22 protein-coding genes and 1 pseudogene are annotated in these 23,612 nt (G+C 56.5%); 14 read left to right on the forward strand and 9 right to left on the reverse strand.

The annotated features are described in order from the left end of the window. Positions 1–159 precede the first annotated feature (159 nt). Positions 160–972 carry a 3'(2'),5'-bisphosphate nucleotidase CysQ family protein gene (locus GGD50_RS22150; RefSeq protein ID WP_183939387.1) on the reverse strand — a complete coding sequence of 271 codons (813 nt, stop codon included), beginning with the start codon at positions 970–972 and terminating at the stop codon, positions 160–162. Between the two features lie 144 nt (positions 973–1,116). Here GGD50_RS22150 and GGD50_RS22155 point away from each other — a divergent pair, with 144 nt between their 5' ends. The 6 genes from GGD50_RS22155 (at position 1,117) to GGD50_RS22180 (ending at position 9,061) form a co-directional block, all read left to right on the forward strand. Further along, entirely contained in the window at positions 1,117–2,670 is a 1,554-nt protein-coding gene (locus GGD50_RS22155) for a bifunctional aminoglycoside phosphotransferase/ATP-binding protein (protein WP_183939389.1), read from the forward strand. Positions 2,671–2,833: 163 nt separating this feature from the next. After that, the gene (locus tag GGD50_RS22160; protein ID WP_246451424.1) at positions 2,834–3,865 is read left to right on the forward strand and encodes a lysylphosphatidylglycerol synthase transmembrane domain-containing protein; all 1,032 of its coding nucleotides are present in this window, start codon (positions 2,834–2,836) and stop codon (positions 3,863–3,865) included. Positions 3,866–4,080: 215 nt separating this feature from the next. Next, positions 4,081–4,917, forward strand: coding sequence for a universal stress protein (locus GGD50_RS22165; protein WP_183939391.1), 837 nt, complete (start codon positions 4,081–4,083; stop codon positions 4,915–4,917). A gap of 161 nt (positions 4,918–5,078) precedes the next feature. Further along, on the forward strand, positions 5,079–5,516 hold the full coding sequence (locus GGD50_RS22170; protein WP_183939393.1) for a universal stress protein: 438 nt from the start codon (positions 5,079–5,081) through the stop codon (positions 5,514–5,516). A gap of 12 nt (positions 5,517–5,528) precedes the next feature. Further along, on the forward strand, positions 5,529–8,270 hold the full coding sequence (locus tag GGD50_RS22175) for a bifunctional acetate--CoA ligase family protein/GNAT family N-acetyltransferase (protein WP_183939395.1): 2,742 nt from the start codon (positions 5,529–5,531) through the stop codon (positions 8,268–8,270). Between the two features lie 143 nt (positions 8,271–8,413). Next, complete coding sequence (locus GGD50_RS22180) at positions 8,414–9,061, forward strand: BON domain-containing protein (protein WP_183939397.1); 648 nt, start codon at positions 8,414–8,416, stop codon at positions 9,059–9,061. A 343-nt stretch (positions 9,062–9,404) separates the two neighbouring features. Here the strand turns inward: GGD50_RS22180 and GGD50_RS22185 are convergent, their stop codons facing one another. Beyond that, entirely contained in the window at positions 9,405–9,923 is a 519-nt protein-coding gene (locus tag GGD50_RS22185) for an Hsp20/alpha crystallin family protein (RefSeq protein WP_183939399.1), read from the reverse strand. Between the two features lie 228 nt (positions 9,924–10,151). On the opposite strand from GGD50_RS22185, the gene GGD50_RS22190 reads away from it, so the two are divergent. Beyond that, entirely contained in the window at positions 10,152–10,814 is a 663-nt protein-coding gene (locus GGD50_RS22190) for a phosphoribosyltransferase (RefSeq protein WP_183939401.1), read from the forward strand. Positions 10,815–11,019: 205 nt separating this feature from the next. Next, the gene (locus GGD50_RS22195; RefSeq protein WP_183939403.1) at positions 11,020–11,196 is read left to right on the forward strand and encodes a hypothetical protein; all 177 of its coding nucleotides are present in this window, start codon (positions 11,020–11,022) and stop codon (positions 11,194–11,196) included. Between the two features lie 418 nt (positions 11,197–11,614). On the opposite strand, the gene GGD50_RS22200 is transcribed toward GGD50_RS22195, so the two are convergent. The 3 genes from GGD50_RS22200 to GGD50_RS22210 form a co-directional block, all read right to left on the reverse strand. Then, the gene (locus tag GGD50_RS22200; protein ID WP_183939405.1) at positions 11,615–12,034 is read right to left on the reverse strand and encodes a CBS domain-containing protein; all 420 of its coding nucleotides are present in this window, start codon (positions 12,032–12,034) and stop codon (positions 11,615–11,617) included. 180 nt (positions 12,035–12,214) lie between these two features. Beyond that, on the reverse strand, positions 12,215–13,837 hold the full coding sequence (gene groL / locus GGD50_RS22205) for a chaperonin GroEL (protein ID WP_183939407.1): 1,623 nt from the start codon (positions 13,835–13,837) through the stop codon (positions 12,215–12,217). 114 nt (positions 13,838–13,951) lie between these two features. After that, positions 13,952–14,776, reverse strand: a complete 825-nt coding sequence (locus tag GGD50_RS22210) for a universal stress protein (RefSeq protein ID WP_183939409.1) — start codon at positions 14,774–14,776, stop codon at positions 13,952–13,954. 305 nt (positions 14,777–15,081) lie between these two features. On the opposite strand from GGD50_RS22210, the gene GGD50_RS22215 reads away from it, so the two are divergent. The 3 genes from GGD50_RS22215 to GGD50_RS22225 all read left to right on the forward strand — a co-directional run bounded on the left by GGD50_RS22215 (position 15,082) and on the right by GGD50_RS22225 (position 17,113). Continuing rightward, positions 15,082–15,468 carry an EF-hand domain-containing protein gene (locus GGD50_RS22215; protein WP_183939411.1) on the forward strand — a complete coding sequence of 129 codons (387 nt, stop codon included), beginning with the start codon at positions 15,082–15,084 and terminating at the stop codon, positions 15,466–15,468. 116 nt (positions 15,469–15,584) lie between these two features. Continuing rightward, positions 15,585–16,112, forward strand: coding sequence for a DUF2267 domain-containing protein (locus tag GGD50_RS22220; RefSeq protein ID WP_183939414.1), 528 nt, complete (start codon positions 15,585–15,587; stop codon positions 16,110–16,112). Between the two features lie 17 nt (positions 16,113–16,129). After that, positions 16,130–17,113 carry a zinc-dependent alcohol dehydrogenase family protein gene (locus GGD50_RS22225; protein WP_183939415.1) on the forward strand — a complete coding sequence of 328 codons (984 nt, stop codon included), beginning with the start codon at positions 16,130–16,132 and terminating at the stop codon, positions 17,111–17,113. Positions 17,114–17,208: 95 nt separating this feature from the next. Here GGD50_RS22225 and GGD50_RS22230 read toward each other — a convergent pair whose 3' ends face one another. Together GGD50_RS22230 and GGD50_RS22235 are read right to left on the reverse strand one after the other, a co-directional pair. Further along, positions 17,209–17,562 carry a hypothetical protein gene (locus tag GGD50_RS22230; protein WP_183939417.1) on the reverse strand — a complete coding sequence of 118 codons (354 nt, stop codon included), beginning with the start codon at positions 17,560–17,562 and terminating at the stop codon, positions 17,209–17,211. Positions 17,563–17,584: 22 nt separating this feature from the next. Then, the gene (locus tag GGD50_RS22235) at positions 17,585–19,180 is read right to left on the reverse strand and encodes an MBL fold metallo-hydrolase (RefSeq protein ID WP_183939419.1); all 1,596 of its coding nucleotides are present in this window, start codon (positions 19,178–19,180) and stop codon (positions 17,585–17,587) included. A 454-nt stretch (positions 19,181–19,634) separates the two neighbouring features. On the opposite strand from GGD50_RS22235, the pseudogene GGD50_RS22240 reads away from it, so the two are divergent. The 3 genes and pseudogenes from GGD50_RS22240 to GGD50_RS22250 form a co-directional block, all read left to right on the forward strand. After that, positions 19,635–20,126, forward strand: a pseudogene (locus GGD50_RS22240) (methyl-accepting chemotaxis protein); the annotation flags it as partial. After that, positions 20,126–20,605, forward strand: a complete 480-nt coding sequence (locus GGD50_RS22245; RefSeq protein ID WP_183939421.1) for a chemotaxis protein CheW — start codon at positions 20,126–20,128, stop codon at positions 20,603–20,605. The pseudogene GGD50_RS22240 and the gene GGD50_RS22245, both read left to right, overlap by 1 nt. Positions 20,606–21,028: 423 nt before the next feature. Further along, positions 21,029–21,529: a cytochrome b gene (locus GGD50_RS22250; RefSeq protein WP_183939424.1), complete on the forward strand. Its 501-nt coding sequence runs from the start codon at positions 21,029–21,031 to the stop codon at positions 21,527–21,529. Between the two features lie 63 nt (positions 21,530–21,592). On the opposite strand, the gene GGD50_RS22255 is transcribed toward GGD50_RS22250, so the two are convergent. Both GGD50_RS22255 and GGD50_RS22260 read right to left on the reverse strand, forming a co-directional pair. Beyond that, on the reverse strand, positions 21,593–22,888 hold the full coding sequence (locus tag GGD50_RS22255) for a sensor histidine kinase (RefSeq protein ID WP_210318939.1): 1,296 nt from the start codon (positions 22,886–22,888) through the stop codon (positions 21,593–21,595). 41 nt (positions 22,889–22,929) lie between these two features. Beyond that, the gene (locus GGD50_RS22260) at positions 22,930–23,607 is read right to left on the reverse strand and encodes a response regulator transcription factor (protein WP_183939427.1); all 678 of its coding nucleotides are present in this window, start codon (positions 23,605–23,607) and stop codon (positions 22,930–22,932) included. Positions 23,608–23,612: the final 5 nt, after the last annotated feature.

Genomic DNA, 23,612 nt, shown 5'->3' on the forward strand with positions numbered 1-23,612 from the left:
CGTTTTCACATTGATATCGCTCAAATGCGAATAAGAGCCGAAACCAGACGTCTGACGGCTTGCCAAATCCACTATTGCAAACTGAAATCGCTAAAAGCGCCATGTCCGAAACTGGGTAGGGGACATGTGAATAGGCAGTTATCGCAGCATTTTGGAAGGCTATGTCTCGAGCTGCCGAATGGCGGCGATCGCTCGCGCCGCCAGTTGCGGCGTCCGGGCGGCGACAAAGCCGCTCACCTTGGATGTCTGATCCTCTTGGTAGCGCAGGGCGGATCCGTCCGCTCGCAGGACGACACCGCCCGCCGCTTCGATAATCGCCTGACCTGCCGCGCAGTCCCAGATCATTGTCGGAGAGAGCCTTGGATAGACGTCAGCCTCCGCTGCCGCGATCGCCGCGAATTTGAGCGAGGAGCCGCATTTACTGACAGTGCAAGGCTGCAGCATGGCCAGAAGGGCTTCTGTCTCGCAGTCCAGATGAGAGCGGCTGGTGAGGATGATTGGCCGTCGCGGCGCCACAGCAAGCCCTGACAGGCTGCGTCGCCCGCTGCCGGTTTCCTCAAACACCAACCCGGTGCCATAGGAGAAGAACAATCGCTCTTCAGCCGGCGCATAGATCAGCCCAGCAGTTGCGTACCCGTCTTCCACGAGGGCGATGTTGATCGCAAATTCTGTGCGCCCCTGAATGAATTCCTTTGTGCCGTCAAGCGGGTCGATAACAAGTGCGGCCATGTGCGGAGCGGCCGCCGTGAAGCAATGATCCTCTTCGCTAATCACGGGGATTGCTGAAGACAAGGCCTGACACCCGGCCCGCAAGATATCATGGCTGATAAGATCGGCGGAAGTTACCGGCGAGCCATCCTGCTTGGAACTCTGTACGATGCCGCTTTCCTGAAGGGAGCGGACGGCTTCGCCGGCTCGTCGAATGGTCGGTATCAATGCCTCGACAAGCTGTCGTCGCGACGAGAGGTCCATCGCTCCACTTCCCAAAATAGTCTGACACGAATGTTTTCATAGAACACGACATCTGTCGGGTCATTGACGCGCGTCAATGCGGGAGCTGCCATCTGTGAAACGATGGTGCATTCCCGTTGGAGCCGCCGCGCGAGAGGTTGGCAGATGATAACCGAAGATCAGTCCGAAACTATCGCCTTTATCGAGCACGCACTCTCGCGAACTGGCTCGGTCGAAATGATCGAGACGCACATCTCCCGCATATTTCTTGCGGGCGACCGCGCATATAAGATGAAACGGGCGGTAAAACTGCCGTACGCCGATTTTTCCACTGCCGAACGAAGGCTGGCGGCCTGTCAGAAAGAGGTGCAGTTGAATGGCCCGACGGCTCCGGGCATTTATCTCGGCGTTCGCGGTATTTCGCGTACAAATGACGGCTGCATGGCTTTTGACGCCGGCGGACCGTTGGTTGATGCGCTGGTCGAGATGCGTCGCTTCGATCAATCTGCCTTATTCGACCGCATAGCGGGCGCGGGTGGATTAACGACGTCGTTGATGACGGCACTCGCGCAGGTCATCGTCGATTTCCATCGGCGCGCACCGGTTATTCATGCCGGCGGTGGCGCGGCTAACGTGGCGGCGGTGCTGAAGGTTAACGAGGCGGGCTTTGCGACGAGTCATGTTTTCTCCGCCGAAGAGGTCAAAGGGTTGACAGCGGCTTTCGAGAGCCAGCTCGCAGTCCTTTCGGAGTTGTTGGACAAGCGTGAGGCAGCCGGCAAAGTCAGGCGCTGCCACGGCGACCTTCATTTGCGCAATATTTTCCTGCGTGATGGCAAGCCCTGTCTGTTCGACTGCATTGAGTTCAACGACCAGATCGCCACCGTCGACATTCTCTACGATCTCGCTTTCCTGCTGATGGACCTTTGGCATCGCGGATATCCGCAATTTGCGAACCTTGTCATGAACCGCTATCTCGATGAGACCGGTGAGGACGATGGTTTTTCCGCGTTGCCCTTTTTTATTGCTTTGCGTGCAGCGGTGCGGGCGCATGTAATCGCCACCCAGGCGGAAGAATCCGACGCTCGTACGCCGACTCTTGCCGCCGAGGCGCGCTCATATTTCCGGCTTGCGCAGGCACTTCTGCAGGCAGTCAAGCCGCAGCTCATTGCAATTGGCGGCCTTAGCGGATCGGGTAAAACAACGCTTGCCGAGGCATTGGCACCGCGCCTTGGCCTCGCTCCAGGTGCGCGTATCGTTGAGAGCGATCGTGTTCGCAAATCCATGCACGGCGTTTCGCCGGAGACCCGGTTGCCCCCAGCCGCCTATCGCGCCGAGGTTTCGGCCAAGGTCTACCAGGAGCTTGGCTTGCGCGCCCGCTACATCCTGGCAGAGGGTGGCTGCGCTGTGGTCGACGCCGTTTTCGATAAGCCTGGCAACCGACGGATGATTGAAGAAGCTGTGAGTGAACGAAGGCACGTCTTCTCCGGTTTCTGGCTCGAAGCCGATCCCGCCTTGCTTTGGCAGCGTGTCGAAGCGCGAACGGGTGGGTGTTCAGACGCGACTGTTGACGTCCTGGCTCACCAACTGTGGAAAGGTAGTGGCGCGGTCGACTGGATAAGGCTGGAGGCGGCCCTTCCTGCAGAAAAACTCGCCGGCGAAATCTTGCATCATCTTGCCATAAAAGATGCCGACCTTGTTTCGATGGCCGCCGACATCTGAGAAGACGGCGCTTACCTCATTGGAGTCAACTGTCACGACCGAGAACAGCGCCCATGTTTCCTTTGTACGAGATGAGGGCGCCGCTTCTGCTAAGAAAACCATGGACGACATAGTTTGACGGTAATGCCGCGTACGCCGGGTTGTCGCAAAGTGGGAGCAGTTGATGGATGATCGAGCAGATTCCATGCAGTCCGCTCAGCAGCCTCCGTACGATGTCGGGGCTCTGTCCGGAGAGACCAGTACCGTCAGTCTCCTCTTGGGCTGGGGCGTGGGTCTTATCGTCCTCGGTGGCCTGATCAGCTTCATTCTCCATTATGGTGACATCACAATTTTCATCGCGACACTAAAGGCGGCCGATCCGTTATGGCTCGCAGTCGCGCTCGTCTCGCAAGCGGCAACCTATGCATGTGCTGCCTCCATCTGGGCTACGGTCATGGCCAAAGCGGGGTTTCGTCGACGCGCGCTCGATCTGCTCGGTCTTGCCGTCGTGGAGCTTTTCGCCAATCAAGCCATACCAACGGGTGGATTGAGCGGCAGTATCATCGTGGTCCGCGGTCTGCTGCATCGGTCCATTCCCTCTGCAATCGCGGTTACGGCGCTTTTGATCGCGGCGCTTTCCTATTACGCGGCCTATCTCCTGATGGCCATCGTCGCTTTCATCCTGCTGTGGTATAGTGGTGAGTTGAGCGATGCATGGCTTTCGCTATCGGTTGCCTTTGCCGGCGTCGTTATCCTCATTGCAGGTGTTCTGCTGCTCATTACGCGCTCGCGAGGTCGCTTTATTCCGAAACCCATTCTCGATTGGCACCCTGCAAAAAGGCTTGCGGATGTGCTGAAATCGGTGAGGCGCGACTTAATCGGCGACGGTGTCATTCTCGCGCAGACGATTGCCTTGCAGGCGGCCATCTTCTTGCTCGATGCGGTGACGCTTTGGCTTACATTGCGATCCATCGGTATGGACATCGAACCGACGAAAGCTTTCGTGAGTTTTATTCTTGCCTCGGTCGTGGCAACCCTATCGCCCCTCCCGCTTGGTCTCGGGTCCTTCGAGGGTACCTGTGTCGGCGTGTTGCATTTACTCGGGGTACAAGCCGAGGCGGCGCTCGCGGCCACACTTATCTTTCGCGGTTTTACCTTTTGGTTGCCGATGTTGCCGGGTCTATGGCTCATTCGCCGCGAGACCAGAGCTGCGTAACGAGGTTGAAACCCTGTCCATGCCCACAATTGCAAATTCGACCGTCTTTATGCAGGCCAGCTACCGCATGGAATTGTTAAATCTTGCGGATCGTCAGGCTGTTGAAACATGATGACGACAGGCCGATCCATTTCTGCGTTTGACTCGGATCAAAGTGAGTTGCTGCTAAAACCGCTATTGTATCCATGCTCACTTTCGAACGTGGAGATACGATCATGCGCTACAAGACAATTCTGGCTCCCGTTGGCGTCAATCAGTTCCAGGAGGATATCAAGAACGCCATCGCCGTGGGTCAATCCGCAGGGGCTCACCTCGCTGTGACGGTTGTCGCATTGGCGGCGCCTCCGCCGGTCGGCGGCTATGCTGAAATCATCTCCGCGGCTTGGCTGGAAGAACGCCAAGGTGATCTTGCCAAGCTCGCCGACCAGGTGGAGATTGCCAAGGATATGCTCGAGGCATCAGGCTTGTCCTATGATGTCCAGGATCTCTACACTGAATTTGCGTGGGCTGATGAAGATATTGCCAAGCGCGCCCTGTATGCCGACCTGACGCTCGTGGGTCGCCAAGCGGCGCAAGATCAGGATCTGTGCAAACGCATTCTGGACGGCGCCCTGTTTCAATCGCCTACGCCAGTCCTCTTCAATCCGGTAGATCGAATTCCAAATCTGACGCCACGGTCAGTGCTCATTGCTTGGGATTCCCGAATGGAAGCAGCGAGGGCTGTTCAGCAGGCCCTGCCAATGCTGCAGACGGCAGGTGAGGTGCACGTAACCTTGATTGATCCCATTGCGACCGAGTCCAACAGCGGCGAGGAACCCGGTGCGGATATCGCCACCTATCTTGCTAGGCACGGTGTTTCGGTTGCCGTCGATGTTGTGTCGGGCGGCGGAAGAACCGTTGACGAGACGTTGAAACAGCATGCAGTCGATGTGGCTGCCGAACTTGTCGTTATGGGCGCTTACAGCCATTCCCGCCTTCGGGAGATTATCTTCGGCGGCGTGACGCAAGCTATGCTTGAAACAGCCAAGCTCCCCATCTTCTGGAGCCATTGAGCGCAGTCAGCGACCGCTAGGAATAACGAAATCATATGCGCCTTAGCGGGATCGCAGGACCTGCGATCAAACCGGGGCGCGTATCAAAATCGCAGTGTCTGGCTGGTCTTCGCTCAGCAACCCATGTGATCTGGCTCTAACTCCGGCCGAGGAGGCCATCCATGTTCAAGCACATCCTCGTTCCTACGGATGGTTCCAAGCTGGCATCGCAAGCTGCCGAGCAGGCGATCGCCCTTGCAGCGGACATGAAAGCAGACATCACGCTGCTGGCGGTTACTGAGCCGTTTCACATGTTGGCGGTTGACAGCACCGAATATCTTCATCAGCGCGAAAAACATGAGAAAACCGCTACCTTTAAGTGCAGTGCTATGCTGGCACAGCAGAAAGTTAAGGCCGACGGCCTTGGCGTTTCCTGCAATACTCTGGTCCTTGGGAGCGAAGATGTCGCTCGCACCATTACGGACACCGCTGCCAATTTGGGATGTGATCTGATTGCTATGGGGTCCCACGGCCGAGGGGGCATTACCTCGCTGCTGCTCGGAAGTGTCACCAGCAAGGTGCTTGAAAAATCGACCAAACCGGTTCTCGTTTACCGTTAAGGGAAGGTTGGGATGTCCATCAAGAATCTCGCGCCTCTTTTTCATCCACGCTCGATCGCCATCATTGGCGCTTCGAACCGGGCCGGCGCCATCGGTACCAAAATACTGCAGAACGTCATTGACGGCGGGTTTGTGGGGGAGGTTTGGCCCGTCAATCCGAAATATCATCAGATTCTACAACTTCAATGTTATGCACGCGTTTCCGAGCTGCCCGCCGCACCGGACATCGCTGTGGTCGCAACGCCCGCTCCGACTGTGCCATTTATTCTGCGCGAACTGGGGGAGAAGGGAACAAAAATTGCCGTTGTCGCAAGCGCAGGACTAACGGCTGAAAACGGTCTGAGAGAGGCGGCGCTTGCTGCCGGCAAACCTTACGGCCTGCGGATCTTCGGACCGAATGTCGTCGGCCTGATCCTTCCGGGAGCTAAACTCAACGCAAGCTTCGTGCTCACAGGCGCTAGTCATGGCAAGATTGGGCTGCTGTCTCAATCCGGTGCGATTGTCAGTTCTCTTCTCGACTGGGCAAGCGAACGTGCCATCGGTTTCTCACAGGTTCTGTCGCTTGGTGACATGATCGATGTCGACATCGGTGACGGGATCGATCTCCTGGCGGCAGACCATGAAACGTCTGCGATCGTCATGTATCTGGAATCGATCGTCAATCCGAGGAAGTTCATCGCCGCGGCCCGGGCCGCGGGCCGGCTGAAGCCGTTGATAGCCATCGTTCCCGGCCGGCATAAGGCAGCGGCAAAGGCAGCGGCAACCCATACCGGCGCGCTTACTGGAGAGCCGCGCATTATCGATGCGATCCTGAAACGGGCTGGCATTATTCGAGTCACTGTGCTGTCAGAACTGTTCGCTGCTGCGGAGATCACCGCCAAGGTGCCGCCACTTACATCGGCGCGGGTGGGGATTGTCACGAATGGGGGAGGGGCAGGGGTTCTTGCCGTCGATGGCCTCCTCGATCGCGGGGAAGTCCTGGCGTCGCTGGCCGAACATACGATTGCAAGTCTTGATAGTCTGTTTCCCAATGGTTGGTCGAAAAGCAATCCGGTCGACGTTCTGGGAGATGCGTCGCCCGATCGGATCGCGGAGGCCATCCGTGCGGTCGCGCTCGATCCGGCTGTCGACGTCGTCCTGGCTTTGTATTGCCCGGTACAGGCCGCGCCGCCATCAGAGGTCGCGTCGGCAATCATCTCGACGGTGCAAGCGCCCAACTGGCCGCAAAAACGCCTTTTGAGTTGCCTCCTCGGCGGCAGAGCAAGTCGCGAAGGCCGACAAATGTTGCGCAATGCCGGTATCCCTGACTATGGCTTGCCTGATGATGCGATCACTGCGCTGCACGTGCTCGGACAATGGGGGCGACGACAGGAACAATTGACTCACGTCGCGACCACCGCAGAACTCCCGTTCGATCGCAATGGGGCGATGTGTGTTTTCGAGCAAGTGGCAAAACAATCGCGAAAGATGCTGACGGAAGTCGAGGCGAAGGCCATTCTTGGCTTTTACAAGATACCTGTTGCCGAATGCGCTGTCGCTAAAACCATCGGCTCCGTTGATCAGCTTGCGGCAGCGTTGCTGCGCCGGCATCCTTCCATCGTTGTCAAGCTTCTATCACGATCCATTACGCACAAATCCGATATTGGCGGCGTGATGCTCGATATCACAACGCGAGCAGGTGCCCGTCGCGCAGCGCGCGCCATCGCGGCATCGGCGGCTGCCGCCGGACTCACTGATCAGGTGGATGGGTACGTCCTGCAGCCAATGATTAAGATAGACGCTGGTGTCGAGCTGTTTGCTGGCCTCTCGGCCGACAAGATTTTTGGTCCGACGATTGCCGTTGGCGCTGGCGGCATCGCCGTCGAGCAGATGGATGATATTGCGGTCGGCCTGCCGCCGCTCGATGACGGTTTAGCAGTCGAGTTGATAAATGCGACCCGGATAGAACGTCTGCTACATGGTTTTCGTCATGTCCAACCCGCAAATCTGGATGCCGTCAAAAACGTTCTCCTAGCCTTGTCGCAAATGGCCATCGACTTTCCGTTCGTTCGCGCGATCGACATCAATCCGCTGTCAGTCGGACATCGAACCGTCGTTGCGATCGATGCCCGTATAGAGATTGATCCCTCTCGGCTGCATGACGCGGTGCCCAACCGCAGTCTTGTCATCAAGCCGTACCCGAGCGAGTGGATAAGACAAATCACCGTGAGCGGTCAGGACTTCATCTTCCGTCCAATTCGCCCCATGGATGCCAAAGCCTACACGGCCATGCTCGGGCTGACAGCATCAGAGGACTTGCGGATGCGGTTCTTCGGACAGGCGAAACTCTCCCAGGCTACGATTGTTCGCATGACTCATATCGATTACGAACGCGAGATGGCTTTTATAGCGATTGATCGCAGAGGCGAGATCGTAGGTGTCGCGCGGCTGGTCATCGACGTTGGCAGAGAGTGGGGCGATTTCGGTCTGTTGGTCCGAAGCGATCGCCAGCATCGCGGCTTAGGGACCGCGCTCTTGCGACAACTTTTGGAGTTTGCTGGCGCTGAAGGATTGCAAGAGGTGCGAGGTTTGGTTCTTGCCCAAAATTACAAAATGCTGGGCTTGTGCCGGAAGGAAGGCTTTAAGATCGTGACGTCGCCCGATGATACCGCCTCTTTGCAGGTAAGGCTGCGGTTGTCAGGCTATTGTCCGTCAACAAGCAAAGCAGCATTGAGCCCACTCGAGACGATCGATGCAGCGTCCGTCCCTTCGTGATACGACACTTGCCAATTTTCGCCGCATGAAGACTCCTCGCCATGCCAGCTTATTGACGAAGCGCAATGACACGACGTCGAGACAGATCATCATCTGAGGCTGAGGTTCAACCTCAGCAAATCTAACCAATTTGGAGAGATGCGATGAATGATCTCAGTTTACGTCAGGATGTGCTTGACGAGTTGGAGTTCGAGCCCAGTATCGATGCGGCCAATATCGGCGTCACCGTGGAAAATGGCGTCGTCACTCTAACGGGACACGTCAATAGCTATGCCGAGAAATCTGCTGCGGATGCTGCAGTCAGACGCGTCAAAGGTGTGCGCGCTATAGCCCAGGAAATCGAAGTTCGATATGCCGAGCGGAAAAAGCATGCCGACGATGAAATCGCGGCCCGCGCACTCGATATCATCGAGTGGGACACGGCGCTTCCCGAAGGCGTCATCGATGTCGAAGTTCAGCGTGGATGGGTGACGCTTTCAGGTGAAGTGCGGTGGCATTTTCAACGGATAGCGGCGGAAAACGCTGTAAAAAAGCTTGGCGGGGTCGTGGGGGTGACCAACCTTCTGACCATTCGCCCGGCTGCTGTGGTTTCCGACATCAAGAGCCGCATCGAAGGCGCATTGCGGCGCTACGCCGAAGTTGAAGCCAGCCGCATCCGGGTTAATGTCGTTGATGGAAGAGTGGTGTTGGAAGGCGGAGTGCATGCGTGGACGGAGCGCAGCGCAGCCGAACAGGCGGCCTGGTCGATACCGGGGGTCACCGCAGTTGAAAATCACTTGTCTATCGGTTGAAAATCACTGACGTGGCGGCAACGCCACGTCGCCCCCAAAGCAGTACCACACTGAGTGCAAAGCAATCTTGTGCCCGGAATTGCAAGAAGCCATGGGGACGGAGCGGATCGCCGTTCGTGGAAAGCTATTTGCCTCTCGCATCTACGTCAGTATCGTTGCAGCGCCATTCGCAAGACAAGTCATTTGGCCGGCGGTTCGAGTTGACCGCCTTATGTGGTCACTGTTATCTCTCTGACAAATCGGTTCGATACGTCAGACGTCGTTTCTCCAGGCTTTCGCGTCCCACAACTCGGGGGCATTTAAAAAGCAGGCAAAGCGCTGACGCGCTTCGCCTGTGCAGGCATCACGTTGCCTTGATGACGACTTTCCGCTCGTTCTTCTGAGCTTGTCCAGTCTTGGGAAGAGTTACCGTCAAAACGCCATTGTTGAACGAGGCTTCGATCTTGGCCGCGTCAACGCTTTGGGGTAGCTGGAAGCTGCGCTGGAAGGATCCATACCGGCGTTCGGAAAGGTAATATTCCTTTTCCTTCTCTTCTTTGGTTTCCTGCTTTTCGCCTTTGATCGTCAGCGTTTGATTGGCGACGCGTACGTCAAGGTCCTTGGGTTCGATGCCGGGCAACTCGGCCGAGATTTCGTACGACTTTTCCTTTTCTACGACATCGACAGCCGGCGCTGCGATTGAGGGGAAGGATTTGCCAAGCGAAAGGCGGGCGAATGGGCGGTGCCAGAACGTGGGCGTGAGATCATCGAACAGGCGATCGATTTCCGTACGCAAACTTTCAAAGGGCGACCAACCGATGTCCGGGGTCCTGGGTTGTTTGTCTTCCGTCTTGACGGGTAGCTTCGTTGCTGTATCGGCCATCTTCATTCTCCTCATGTTTGAAAGATGGAGCGGCGGCAACTCCGGCCTCACCGCTTCAACTGCCGGCAGTCATGTCATGCGCCGGCAGTGAGAACAGCAAAGCCGATTGGCGGGCATCCGACATTGATCGCCGTCAAACATCGATGCGGTATATTAGTTTTGATGAATATCAATGACCTCTCCTGCCTTCTGTTGGAAATTTGCATCCGGTTCTTCGGAGATCGGATCATGTTTGAAGATCGAATGGATGCTGGGCAGAAGCTCGCAAAAGCGCTCCGCCACTATTGCAATCGCGATGTCGTTGTTCTTGGGCTGCCTAGAGGCGGTGTTCCGATTGCGTTTGAAATTCCCAAAGCTTTGCATGCGCCTATGGACGTTGTTTTCGTGCGGAAAATCTGCCTTCCCAGCGTGCCGGAGGTTGCTATGGGTGCGGTTGTGGAAGGGGTCCGCCCCCATATTTATAGGAACGAGGCAGTGATCCGACGCGCTCGCGTCACGGAAAAAGTCTTTCAGTTTTCCGCTGAAGAGGAGTTGCGGGAGATCGCCAGAAGAAAGGCTGTACTTAAGGATGTTTTGCCTCGCCGCGACATACAGGGCAAGACTGTTATTTTGGTTGACGATGGCTTGGCGACCGGCTCGACAATGAAAGCCGCCCTGTCGGCGATCAAAGGGAGGGGCGTTGGCCGTATCATCATTGCCGTTCCTGTCGCGCCCCTTTCGGTAATATCTGCGCTCGAAAGCGAAGCAGATGAAATCATCTGCCTGAAGACGACGCATTTCTTCCGGGGTGTTGGCGATTTTTACCGCCATTTTCCTCAGCTCACAGATGACGATGTGATCCGATATCTTCGTCCAAAAATGGCTGCCCAGCATTTGGGATTATGCCCATGAAGAATTACCTCGTGACGTCAACGCGCCGGCCGCCTGTTCGGCCTTGCTCGGTGGTGCATCGATATTTCACGGCACCGGGGAGTGCCCGCCGGGCCTGTTCTCATGTGCGGCTAGCGAAGGCCGCCGCGGATTCTGATCCGGAATACGTGACCCCGGCGACCCGTCTCAGAACCTCGCGTGCAGGCTCTGAGATCGGAGGTGCTATATGAGACAGGCGCAGGATTCTCTTCGTTGGTTGCGTTGGATGGTGCTTGATCATCTGCTTTTGATCGTTGTAGTTTTGATGATTGCTGCAGTATTCAGTGTGCTGTTCTTGCGCTCAAAAAGCGAGTTGGATCATCAAAATTATGAACTCCAGCGCTCGATAGAGCGACCGCTATAATGACGTCACCAGCCGACGTCGCCAATGTAAGTGTGGCCCTGATTTTATCGAGACGTACCGCGCAGTCGTCAGGACGAGCGCTTGGATTTCAGTTTTTCGTCAAGGACCCTTTTTCATAAGCGCCAAACTGCCTCGGGCAATTGCCCGTCGGCTACACCATACGGCGTAGTCGCCCTGTCCGGCTTGCTCCGTGATCCGGAAGGCGCCCGACACGTTTAATGTCTTCAGCTCATCCGATCCCACAAACGGGCTGACGGTGTTCGCCTGCTTGAGCCGTGGATGCTCCATGAAAAGAGCCTTGCATTACGGAGGGATGATGAGCCTGGTGCCGCGCCGAATTGGCAGCGCGGCAGAAAAGGCTTCGAAGTTTAGGCTTACGCGGCACAAGTTGAACGACCTGAAAACGTATAGGTGCCCCTTAAGCGTGATGTTCGCTTACGGATTTCATCAAGAGGTCGGTCAGAGGTTTACTGCCGCAATGCGAGATATCGCCGATACTCAGCATGCCGACCATCCGGTTTTGAGCGTTCATCACGGGTAGCCGCCGGATTTTATGCTTCTCCATCATGTGCACCGCCTCTTCGATCCGATCGGTCGCATGACAGAATGTCGCGCCAGGCGACATCACTTCACGTGCTGTAAGCATTGATATGTCGTGCCCGTCCGAAAACGCGCGCAAAGCCAAATCCCGATCGGTGATCATTCCAATCATCCGGTCGTTTTCGACAACGGGAATTGCTCCGATGTCTTCTGTCTTCATGATTTTCGCGAGGTCCTTCACCGGCATTGTCGGCGTAACTGATCGAACCTCTTTGTGCATCGCCTCGGAAACATGCATCGCTATTTCCTCCTTCAGCAACAACGATGATCACAGATTTCCACGATGTGGTCCCTGCAGCATTGATGCTGGTCAATGTATAAATGAAGCGAAGCATTCGATCGGCTGAAATGCGCCTCTCCTTCAGAACTCGTTGCTTGGCGTCTGAGACGACCTCATTCAATATTCGCTTTGTTCGACTTATAACGCGGCTTCGGGACGAACGGCGCCTTCTTTCGCATCATCGGGTATTTCCGTCATCGTCGCTTCCGTCAGGAGCAACACACTGGCCACCGAAACGGCGTTTTCGAGCGCGACTCGGACGACCTTCGTGGGATCGACGATGCCTGCGGCAAACATGTCGGTATAGACCTTCTTCTCCGCATCGTAGCCAAACGTGCCATTGCCGTCCAAGACTTTCGCTACAACGACGCCGCCATCGGTCGAGGAGTTTTCCGCTATCTGACGGATCGGTACCTCCAGGGCGCGCTTTAAGATCTGTACGCCCGTCCGCTCATCACCTTCGCAATGCTCCTCTTCGGCGGCGATGGCCTCCGAGCAGCGCAGCAGACCCAGGCCACCTCCCGGCAATATGCCCTCGGCGACCGCTGCTTTGGTAGCATTGATGGCGTCATCAAGGGCCTCTTTCTTGGTTTTCATTTCCGCCTCTGTTGCCGCCCCGACTCTTATGACCGCGATCCCGCCTGATAGCTTTGCCAGGCGCTCCCGCAATTTTTCCTTGTCGTAATCGCTTGAGGTCTCCTCAATTTCGCGGCGAAGCTGATCGATGCGCGCCGCAATCGTTTTCTTGTCACCTGCACCACCGACAATGGTGGTCGTGTCCTTCGTAATGACCACACGGGCCGCGTGACCGAGCTGGTCGAGCGTTACTGCCTCAAGCTTGATGCCAAGGTCTTCCGACAGAACCTGTCCACCCGTCACGATCGCAATATCCTGCAGCATCGCCTTTCGCCGATCACCGAAACCTGGCGCCTTGACCGCGCAATTGCGAAATGTGCCGCGGATCTGGTTGACGATCAGTGTCGCGAGAGCTTCGCCTTCGACATCCTCGGCAACGACCAGCAAAGGCATGCTCGCTTTTGCAATGGATTCCAGCAGGGCAACGCAATCGTTGAGCGCGTTAAGCTTGCGGTCGACTAGAAGGATCGCGGCTTCCTCCAAGACAATTTCCATGCGCTCGCTGTCGGTCACGAAATAGGGCGACAGAAAACCGCGATCAAATTGCATACCCTTCACGACTTCGAGCACGGTTTCCGTTGTCTTGGATTCCTCGACCGTGATGACGCCGTCATCACCAATTTTTTCCATCGCATCGCCAATCAAGGCTCCGATCTGCGCGTCGTTGTGGGCCGAGATCGTTGCGACTTGCACTTTTTCGCGCTTGTCGGTAACCGGCCTGCTGTCTCGTTTGAGCAGGCCGACGGCGCATGCGAGTGCTCGGTCCAGACCGCGTTTGATGTCGATTGCACTGGCGCCGGCCACGACGTTACGCAGTCCGTCGGAGAAGATGGCTTGAGCCAGGACCGTTGCCGTGCTGGTTCCATCTCCGACAATGTCGCCGGTTTTCTCCGCCGCCTGACGGAGCATACGGGCACCGAGATTTTCTTCGGGATCCTTCAGATCGAACTCCTTGGCAATTGTCACGCCGTCGTTGCAGACGAGCGGAGTTCCCCATTTTTTCTCGATAAGCACGGCCTTGGATCGGGGGCCAAGCGTAACGCGCACCGCGTCGGCGAGTTGCGTCGTACCTCTTAGGATTTTCTCTCGTGCAGCCGAGCGAAACAAAACTTGTTTATGCGCCATGACGTCACCTCCATATCGGTAACCTACGCGCAGGCTACCCGTCGGACATTGATCGCAATCAACATCCACAAGAGCGGGGCTTTGCCTGCCCTGTCGGAATCGGAAGTGGTCTTTTCAGTTCGACAGAAAGAGATTTATGGAGGAATTGCGAAGCAGAGAACGCGTAATGCCTCCAAAGATCCATTCCCTGAAGCGGCTATGGCCGTATCCGCCGGCGACAATAAGATCTGCTCCGACCTCCGACGCGATATCAGCGATCGTTGTGCCGATATCGCGGGGTTGCCGTGGTTCAACAACACACCGTCCTTGCACCCCATGCTGCGCAAGATAGTGGACAACGTCACCGAGATCGTAAGGCTGATCGGTTTCGCGTTCCGGGATCGCCAATACTACGACCTCGTGCGCCCGCTTGAGCAATGGCATCGCGTCTGCGACAGCTCGCCGTGCCTCCTTTGTGTCTTTCCAAGCAACGACAATTATTTGAGCCTTAAGCGGCGTCATGGACATGGATGGAAAGAGCACGGGCCGTCCGGCGGTAAGCAGTATGGTGCCCGGATCGATTGTGCGTCGATAGTCGCAGGCTTGGCCTTTGTCGCAGTGGTAAAGAATGATCAGGTCTGCGCAGCGTGCTTGTTCTGTAACAAACGAGGTGGGATCGGCGATCATGGCGCGCCATTCGAGGTGGTTCCGGAAGGGCGCGTTTTGCATGATGCGCTCATGAAGATCGCGCTGGCGGGCGTCGATGGCCTTGATCTCCTCGCGCAAGGTGTCGGTGATTGAAAAGAAACCCAATCCCGTTTCTTGAAGCAAAATGGGACTGGCGGCTGAGGTGCACAGAAGTTCAGCATCGAACCTATCAGCAAGCGCCAGCGCGAAAGTGGCGCGCTTTTCTGGCGCTGCATCAATGTCGAAATGGGTCAGGATTGATCTGAACGTCATGCCCGCACTCCGAAAGGTGGAGGATACTCGGTTGTCGCACCGTCAAATCCCATGATCGGATGATTGCGGTTGTGACGCTTTGATCTTCGTCAAAGCCAACTTGAATGGATTGAGGGATAGTTGAGCCAATTACGTTGGCTTCGCTACACGCGATCTTGGCCGCGTGCCGGTCGACGCTGTCGCCTCCAAATCACCCGGAAAGGCATCGGAAATGTCGCGGGTGTCCTCTCGGAACAGCACATCAAGCCCATTCCGAACAGGTTCAAATGCATCCGAATGAAACAACGAAGCGGAAGGAGAAAGAAATGTTATCGGCAAAACAACGACATGCAGCCATTCTTGCTGCCGTAATCGCGTTCTCGGGAGCAGATATGGCACTCGGGCAGACGTCACCCGATATGGCAGACGGCATGGCGCAAGGAGAGGGAACCGGCTCCTGTGGATACGGCATGATGCCTCATGGGATGATGGGGATGAACATGATGCGGCCCGGCATGATGTCGGGTATGCCGATGATGGCCATGCGAGGGCACATGATGCAGATCATGTTTGCGATCGCCGATACCAATGGAGATGGCGCGCTTTCCTTCGATGAAGTGATGGCGATCCACAAGCGCATCTTCGATATCGTGGATGCTAACAAGGACGGCAAAGTCACGCTCGAGGAGATGCAGGCATTCATGCACCAATAGTCCACGGATGCGCGCAGGCGTCGCATCTCCAACGCTTGCAAAGCGCGTGGAGATTGATCGAGAACAATGATCGGACGCCTGCCGCGGTTAAATAGCCTCAACAAGGAGGGGCCGGCATGACGTATATCCCGTCACAAACGTTCCCGGACGCGGCTAGACAGGCAGAGATTTGGGTGGCGGAGCTTGCTGAACAGCTTCATTGCGAACGGCGGCAGGCCTACGAAATATTGCGGTTGGTTCTGCATGCCGTCCGTGATTGCATCTCGCTGCAGGAGAGTGTTGATTTTGCCAATCATTTGCCGATGCTTCTCCGCGGTCTTTTCTACGAGAATTGGCATCCGACCGAGGCGAAGCCTGCTCAGACCCGAGCGGACCTGAGCGCGGAGGTTTCCAGGCGCCTCAAGCATATCGAATTTGATGCTAAGAAGGTGATGGAAGAGTTTTTCACACTGCTCGAACATCGGCTGAACTCGAACGGCTTCGCCAAGCTCGATAGGGTGCTGAGAGGTGGCGTTGCGGTAACCTGCATCGAAGTACTTTCCGAATCCGGGATTGTTGGGGAGCGCCGCTCCGAGAAGCCCACGGATACCGACATCGGCCGAATTGGTACGAACCCCCCACCGTCTCGCGACACAGGAACTTAGCTTCAGGGAGACAGTCCATGCGGGCAATGGTGATGGAAAAGATTGGCGCACCGTTGCGCATGATGGAACGTCCCGATCCTATGCCCGGAGAGGACGAACTTTTGGTGCGTGTCGAGGCCTGCGCCGTCTGCCGGACGGATTTGCATGTGCTGGACGGCGATCTGTCCGATCCCAAGCTGCCGCTTATCCCCGGCCACGAAATCGTCGGTATTGTCGAAGCGGTTGGCAAAAAAGTGTCCCCGAAGATAATAGGGCGAAGGGTCGGCGTTCCCTGGCTTGGCCATTCTTGTGGCGAGTGTCCTTTCTGCCTTACGGGACAGGAAAACCTCTGCGACGCGCCATTATTTACGGGCTACACCCGTGACGGTGGCTTTGCCACTCACACGGTCGCGGATGCCGATTTCGCCTTCGACCTCGATGAGGAGGCTGATCCCGTCGCTTTGGCTCCGTTGATGTGCGCAGGTCTCATAGGCTGGCGGTCGCTGAAACAGGCCGGCGATGCGAAGCGCATTGGCCTCTATGGCTTTGGTGCGGCCGCGCATATCATCTGCCAAGTTTGCCGGTGGCAGGGAAGAGAGGTCTATGCGTTTTCACGACCCGGGGACGACACCGCCCAACGGTTCGCGCTCAGTCTCGGAGCAAAATGGGCAGGCAATTCCGATCAACCGCCGCCGGTGCTGCTTGACGCGGCAATCATCTTCGCTCCTGTCGGCGCTCTCGTCCCGGCTGCGCTGAAGGCCGTTCGCAAGGGCGGGCGCGTGGTCTGCGGCGGCATTCATATGAGCGATATTCCACCGATGCCCTACCGCCTGCTATGGGAGGAGCGAAGCATCATGTCCGTCGCAAACCTTACGCGTCAGGACGCTCGTGAATTCTTCCCGATTGCTCGCGAGGCGATGGTCACGACGCATACCAGCGTTTATCCCCTTGCCCAAGCCAATGTGGCGATTGCCGATTTGCGGGCGGGCCGAGTAAGTGGCGCAGCCGTCCTCAAGCCGTAATCGCTTTGCGCGCAATGCATACACGCACGCATTGCAACAGGAGCCAAGCGACTAGCCGCGACTGGGAGATAAGGCCCTTCGCAAAGCGCTTGCCGCTACGATCTAGATGCCGCCATAAGCAGGAGCCGTCGGCTGGTCTCGCATCCGGATTTTGAGCCCGGATATGCACCGACCGCCTCGACAGCGGCATCCAGAAACTGAAACGCGTATTCGACGGCGGCCTCGATGTCTTCGTAGTTGAGTTTCTTCTTTTTGCAGCGATCTTGAAGGGCTCGCTTAACCCGCCTCCGGATCGAGGCAAGAGGTTGATCATTGTCGTCGCCTAAAAGTTCGCGCAGGCAACAACTGGCTACTACCTCCGAAACGATCAGCTTTCCCTCGATTTCTCCCATCGTCGGAATGGCAAAGCGTTCGCCGCCTCTTCGGCAATCCCGGTTCGTTGTCAGCATCGTTTTTCCTCCTGCCTTTGCCTCAGACGGCGTCGTCTTGAAGCGCTCTTTTGATTCTGCGTAAAATGACGGCGCGTCCCTTTTGATCGGCAGCCTGATCTAGCTTGTCCTCAAGGTCCAAAATGACGGATTGATAGTCGTTATGCCAATCGCGATGTCCAACCTCGTTAGCTGACAGACGCGGCAGAGGTGCGGGAGGGCCGAGTTCGACAGCGCCGAATTTCGTAAGGCGAAATTCACTGTCTAGCTTGGGTGTGAAGATGGCCGGTACGGGTGCTCGTCGAGACAGTCGGCTCTTCAATTGATCGATCGCTGCCGGTTCGCCGTGGACGAGGAACAATCCTGATTGGATCGGCTCCCGCTCGGCAATCCAATCCACCAATTCGGTCGCATCGGCGTGGCCGCTATAGGCTTCCAGCAATCTGATCGCGGCCCGCACTACGATTTCCTCGCCCTGTATCTTCACCGTGCGCGCACCATCCTGAAGTATGCGCCCCAATGTTCCCTCAGCCTGGAAACCTACAAGCAACACTGTGCCCTCGTCACGCCACAGCCAATTTTTCAAACGATGGCGGATGCGGCCAGCCTCGCACATGCCACTCGCGGCGATGACGATATGAAACCCGTGAATGAGATCGATTGCCTTCGACTGCTCGGCGCTCTCCGTGAAGCGGATATTTTGTGAGTTCAGCGCTTTCTGAAGTAGTTCACCGTTGGGGAGCGATGGAGCATGGCGCTTAAAGATAGCAGTTGCCCGTGATGCCAACGGAGAATCGATGATGATCGGGCTACGCGGCAGCTTGCCGGTCTCCATCAGTGCATAGAGATCGGCCAGCAGCTCCTGCGTACGCTCGACAGCGAAGGACGGAATAAGGAGGGCGCCATTAGGATGATAGGCCCGACTTACGATCTGCCGAAGTTGCTGCCGTCGGCCTTCTTGTGAAGCGTCATCACGTTCTCGGTCGCCATAAGTGCTTTCGCAGATAACATAATCGAGATTCTGAGGCGCATCCGGGGGATATTCCAACAATTTGTGCTCTGGACCAACGTCGCCGGAAAAGAGGATTCGGATCGGGCCGTCGTCGGCGGTTAGTTCGACTTCGACGGAGGATGAACCCAGCAGGTGACCAGCATCCCAGAAGCGAAACCGAAGTCCACCCTGTCCCTCCTGCCATTCTTTGTAGGAGACGGCGCGGAACTGCGTCATGGCGGCTCGCGCATCGGCGACCGTGTAAATCGGTTCTATCGCCGCATGCGAGCGATGACGGTTTCGTCGATTGAGCTGTTCGACCTCCATTTCCTGAATGTGTCCGCTGTCTTGCAGCATGATTGTGCAGAGGTCGACCGTGGCGGCAGTGCAATAAATCAGGCCATCGAAACCCGCTTTGACCAGCTTCGGCAGAAGGCCCGAGTGGTCGATATGGGCATGGGTCAGGATAACTGAGTGAATTGACGAAGGCTCAAACGGGAATGGCCGGTAGTTTAGCTCTTTTTCCGTTTTTGAACCCTGGAACATGCCGCAATCGAACATGGTTCGAAAGCCATCATGCTCCAGAATGAAACAAGAACCGGTAACGCCGCCCGCTGCACCATGAAAATGTAGGATAGGATTTGTCATCGCATCTCCCCGTGTAATGACCGATATTAAGCTGGCCGTCAGCGTCCTGCTTTGAGGAAGATCAAGTTCAAAGCGTCGTCTTTTTCCGTTTTCGGCGCTTCCTGGCTGGAGGATTCGAGGAACCGCAAAAGGAGCAAGGTTTTGAAACGTCTTAGCCGGGCGAAATCAAAGGCAGCGGAGGGAACTCCGTTGTTGCTGAAACTCCGCCGCTCGGCAGATTTTCAAATTAACCTGCCATCATGTGCGACCATAGCTTCCACAACGATAGAGGGGCCAAGCCCACACCGTTCGTGAACGGTGTTGTCGGTTAGCTGCCACTCAGGAAACCGGGTTATTCGTCGACCATGATGATCCCGGTTTCTAAAAACGCGATGATGATTAGGGCCTGCCATCCAACAGTGAAGGCGAGCCCCAGAACTCTTATCCCCGAGCTGGGGTTCCCATTTCTGTTTCGTTCGCTGCTCAGCGCTCTGCCAAGGCCGCCAAGGAAATCAAGGATCTGATCACTGATTCAAACGCGCATGTGAAGGATGGTGTCGCACTGGTTGGACAAACGGGTACCGCGCTGACAACCATCGTGTCCCAGGTGCAGGAGGTCAACGGCAATGTCGGAGCTATCGTAGAGGCCTCCAGGGAGCAGGCGACTGGGATCAAGGAAATCAATCAGGCGGTCAATATCATGGATCAGGGCACGCAGCAGAACGCCGCCATGGTCGAAGAATCGACAGCCGCTGCACACAGCCTCGCGAAAGAGGCCGATGCGCTCTTCCAATTGCTGGCTCAATTCAACATCGGAGGCAGCCCGGCGTCACGGCAAACACGGCCGGCTGCGGCAACTGCGACCTCGAAGCCTGTCACATCCCCGGCGCGGGCAATGGCGACCAAGGTGGCGGCTGCCTTCCACGGCAACGCTGCCGTTGCAAGTGACGGCTGGGAGTCATTCTGATGACCGAGCCTAAATCCCTGATCGGCGCCGGACGCGATACGCTCGAAATTATCGCCTTTCGTCTCCATGGACAGGAATTCTGCGTCACGACCACCACCATCCGCGAAATTCGCGGATGGTCCCCTTCCACCCCGGTCCCGCATGCGCCATCCGATGTTTTGGGAGTCATGAACCTGCGCGGCTCGGTCATTCCAATCATCGACCTCGCTCGCAAGCTCGGCATGGCGGCAACCGCGCCCAATGAACGCAGCGCCATTGTGGTGGCGGAGGTTCACGGGATGGTGCTCGGTCTGTTGGTCGACCAAGTGTCGGACATTCTCACCGTCCGCGGCGACGAGATCCAGCCCGTACCGGAAATAGCCACCTCCTTTGATCGCGGCTTTTCCGATGGCATCATCACCCATGAGGACAGCATGATTTGCTTCCTCAATCTGGCGCGAATGTTCCCGCCGGGCGACATCAACGGTCTTGCCGCGTAAACGTTCCACGGCAAGATTCGACCCCTTAAGTATTGACGACCATATGAGCGCACAGCGTTGCCGCCGAACAATGCTGTGCGCCTCATTTTGCGCGACAAACGCTGCGGATGCTCTTCTCGGCAGGTGAGTGTCCGACGCAGTTGCGACCCCGGTAATAAATGGTCGATGGTTGCCAACCGTCGCTTCGCCTCAATAGTCTTTTGAGCCGTTGCAGCTTGTGCTCGGAAACGGATGGATCCGAGCTTCGACGGCGAGGTCTATATGTTCGACGGGCCGCACGGCTTGACGGTTTGGCTCCACGCGGTAGGTCTTCGGAAGGCATTAGCTTGCGTACAAACACGGCTGCTATAATTCACATGACTATCAGTTCCAACAAGCATCCTATACCCAATGAGTTGTGAAGCCATTGCGCGGGGACCATCTATGACGCAACCGATACGCTCGAACTATAGCCCATTACAACGCCTCCTTCATTGGACCATCGCGTTGCTGATTTTCTTTAACCTTCTCTTCCCCGACGATATGAACGCCTGGCACCGTATCGTGCGACATGGTGGGACACCATCGCCGGACGACATCTCGGCCGCAAACGTTCATGCCTATGTTGGAATTATCATATTGGTGCTTGCCCTGGTACGCTTGGGCATTCGTTACACGCAAGGCGTGCCCGAGGAGACGACAGGCGAACCCGCGCTGTTTCGGATCGCGGCTCGATTGGCCCATGTCGCGCTGTATGTATTGCTCTTTGCCATGCCATTGTCCGGCATTGCTGCCTACTACTTTGGTGTCGAGGCCATAGGCTCCGTACATGCAGGTATCCTGAAGGTCTTGCTGTGGGCCTTAATCATTGCTCACGTCGCCGGTGCTCTGGTTCACCAGTTTTATTGGAAGACGGACGTCCTTCGGCGCATGACAATTGGCTAGAGACATAAATTCGAAACATTTGCGGTCACCGTTTTCGGCAAGTGCGTGGCTGAACGAACTGGTTCAGCCGGGCAACATCGAAGGCGGTGAATGAAACGCCATTGTGGCGGAAGCTCCGCCGCCGGGGAGATTTTCCAGTTTCAATCTGCCGCCATGTGCGGCCATGGTTTCCGCGACTATGGAGAGGCCGAGCCCAAGGCCATCTTTACGATCACTTTTGCCCTCCTGAACGGCGGCGTCAGTTAGTCGCCATTCGGGAAAGCCGGGTCCTTCATCGATCACAGTGATCCCGGTTTCGAAAACCACGATGGTGATCAGGCCTTCCACAGGACTATGATGCAGCGCATTCTCGACGAGATTGCGCAGAGCCCGGAAGATGTAATCGGCGGCGCCAGTGATGAAGACCGGCGTGTTTTCGGTCCGCAGCTCGATATTGTGCCCCGCATCGATGATCATGGGGGCCAGGTAGCGTGCGACATTTGCGGCCACATCGCAGAGGTCGACCACGTCGTCCGACTCGTAGTGAAGCGTTTTGATCCTCACACGATCGACGAGCTGTGTGATGACGCGCTCGATGTCGTCGAAATCCCTCTCGACCGCGCGTGCGGTATCGTCTTGAGACAGGGAGAGCCGGGCCTTGGCGATCGCCAGAGGCGTTCGCAGTTCGTGTGCGAGCTGACCGGAGAATTGCTCCAGCGATAAAAAACCCGCTTGCAGGCGGTCCAGCGCTCCGTTGACCGATCTGATCAGCGCCAACACATCCTCAGGCATTCTGGCTTCGGTCAATCGCTTCGCGATGCTCGACGGGCCGATCGTCATTGCTTCCTGGGCTGCGGTGTTGAGTGGCCTTAGCGCAAAGGCAAGTACTGCGACGTTCGTTGCCAGCAGCACGAGGACAAAGGGTATCCAGATCCAGCCGATATCGGCGACGAACTCTTCGAGAATGGAATCGAAGATGACATGGTCTCGCGGAAAAGCGACCTGTATGAAGCCGGCGGCTGAATTGTCGCCGATCGGCAGCATCATGCCGAAGAGGGCCTTTCGTCCATTGGAGGCCGGGAGCTGAAAATATTTTGTCCTATGTCCAAGAAGCGGAATGAGCGACTGCTCCAGACCTGAAGAATCAAGAATGCTGCCATCCGCGCCGATGACGACATATTCACCACGCAATTCCTTAATGCGCATCTTAAGCGCTGTGGCATGGATGCCGGTCAGAGTTGGATCGGTCAGCAACTCTTTGCGCAGGTCCTTGGCAAAGGTCGAAAGCGTTTCTTCTCGGAACTCGTCATTCGAGGACTTGAAGCGCATATAGAGGAAGAGCACGCTGGCAGCGATTGCAACCATTGCAACGATCGACATCGCCAAGACAAGCCGCCTTAGCAGTGTAAATCGCGCCCTTTTCATGGACGCTTTTCCGTCAGCATGTAGCCGATACCTCGCATATTGTGAATATCAGCCGTCGAACTCGCGCCCAGAAGCTTCTTTCGCAGCCGGTGGATCAGCACTTCGATCGCATTGGAGCTTAGCTCGTCTCCGTATCCATAAAGAGCCTCTTCCACCTCCGCTTTGGACAAAACGTGGTTGGGACGCCGGAGGAAAAGATGGAGTGCTGCAAATTCTCGGCGACTGAGCTGCAGCTCGGCACCGCCGACCGAGGCGGCATGCTGGGTCGGGTCAAGCGCCACATTGCCGAGCTGGAGCACGGTGCCATATCGTGGTTGGCCGCGACGCATGACGGCACGGAGCCGCGAGACCAGAACGCCCATCACAAAAGGCTTGCAGAGATAGTCGTCCGCTCCCCGATCGAGAGCATCGATAATGGAACTCGATGCGTCGCGTGCCGTCAGAATGAGCAAGGGCGTCGATGGAGAAATCTTCCTCAGGGGCTCGATCAGCGTCAGGCCGTCACGATCAGGAAGGCCCAGATCGAGTACTATGGCGTCGTAGTCGACCGTCGCGGCCGCTTCCTCGGCATCGAGCGCCGTATTCACGTTGTCGATGGTAAAGCCATGCGCGCGCATGGCATCACTCGTTACGGCAGCAAGCTTGGCGTTGTCCTCAACGAGCAAAACACGCATGGTCT

The organism is Martinezella paranaensis (assembly GCF_014200235.1).
Taxonomy (GTDB): Bacteria; Pseudomonadota; Alphaproteobacteria; order Rhizobiales; family Rhizobiaceae; genus Rhizobium; species Rhizobium paranaense.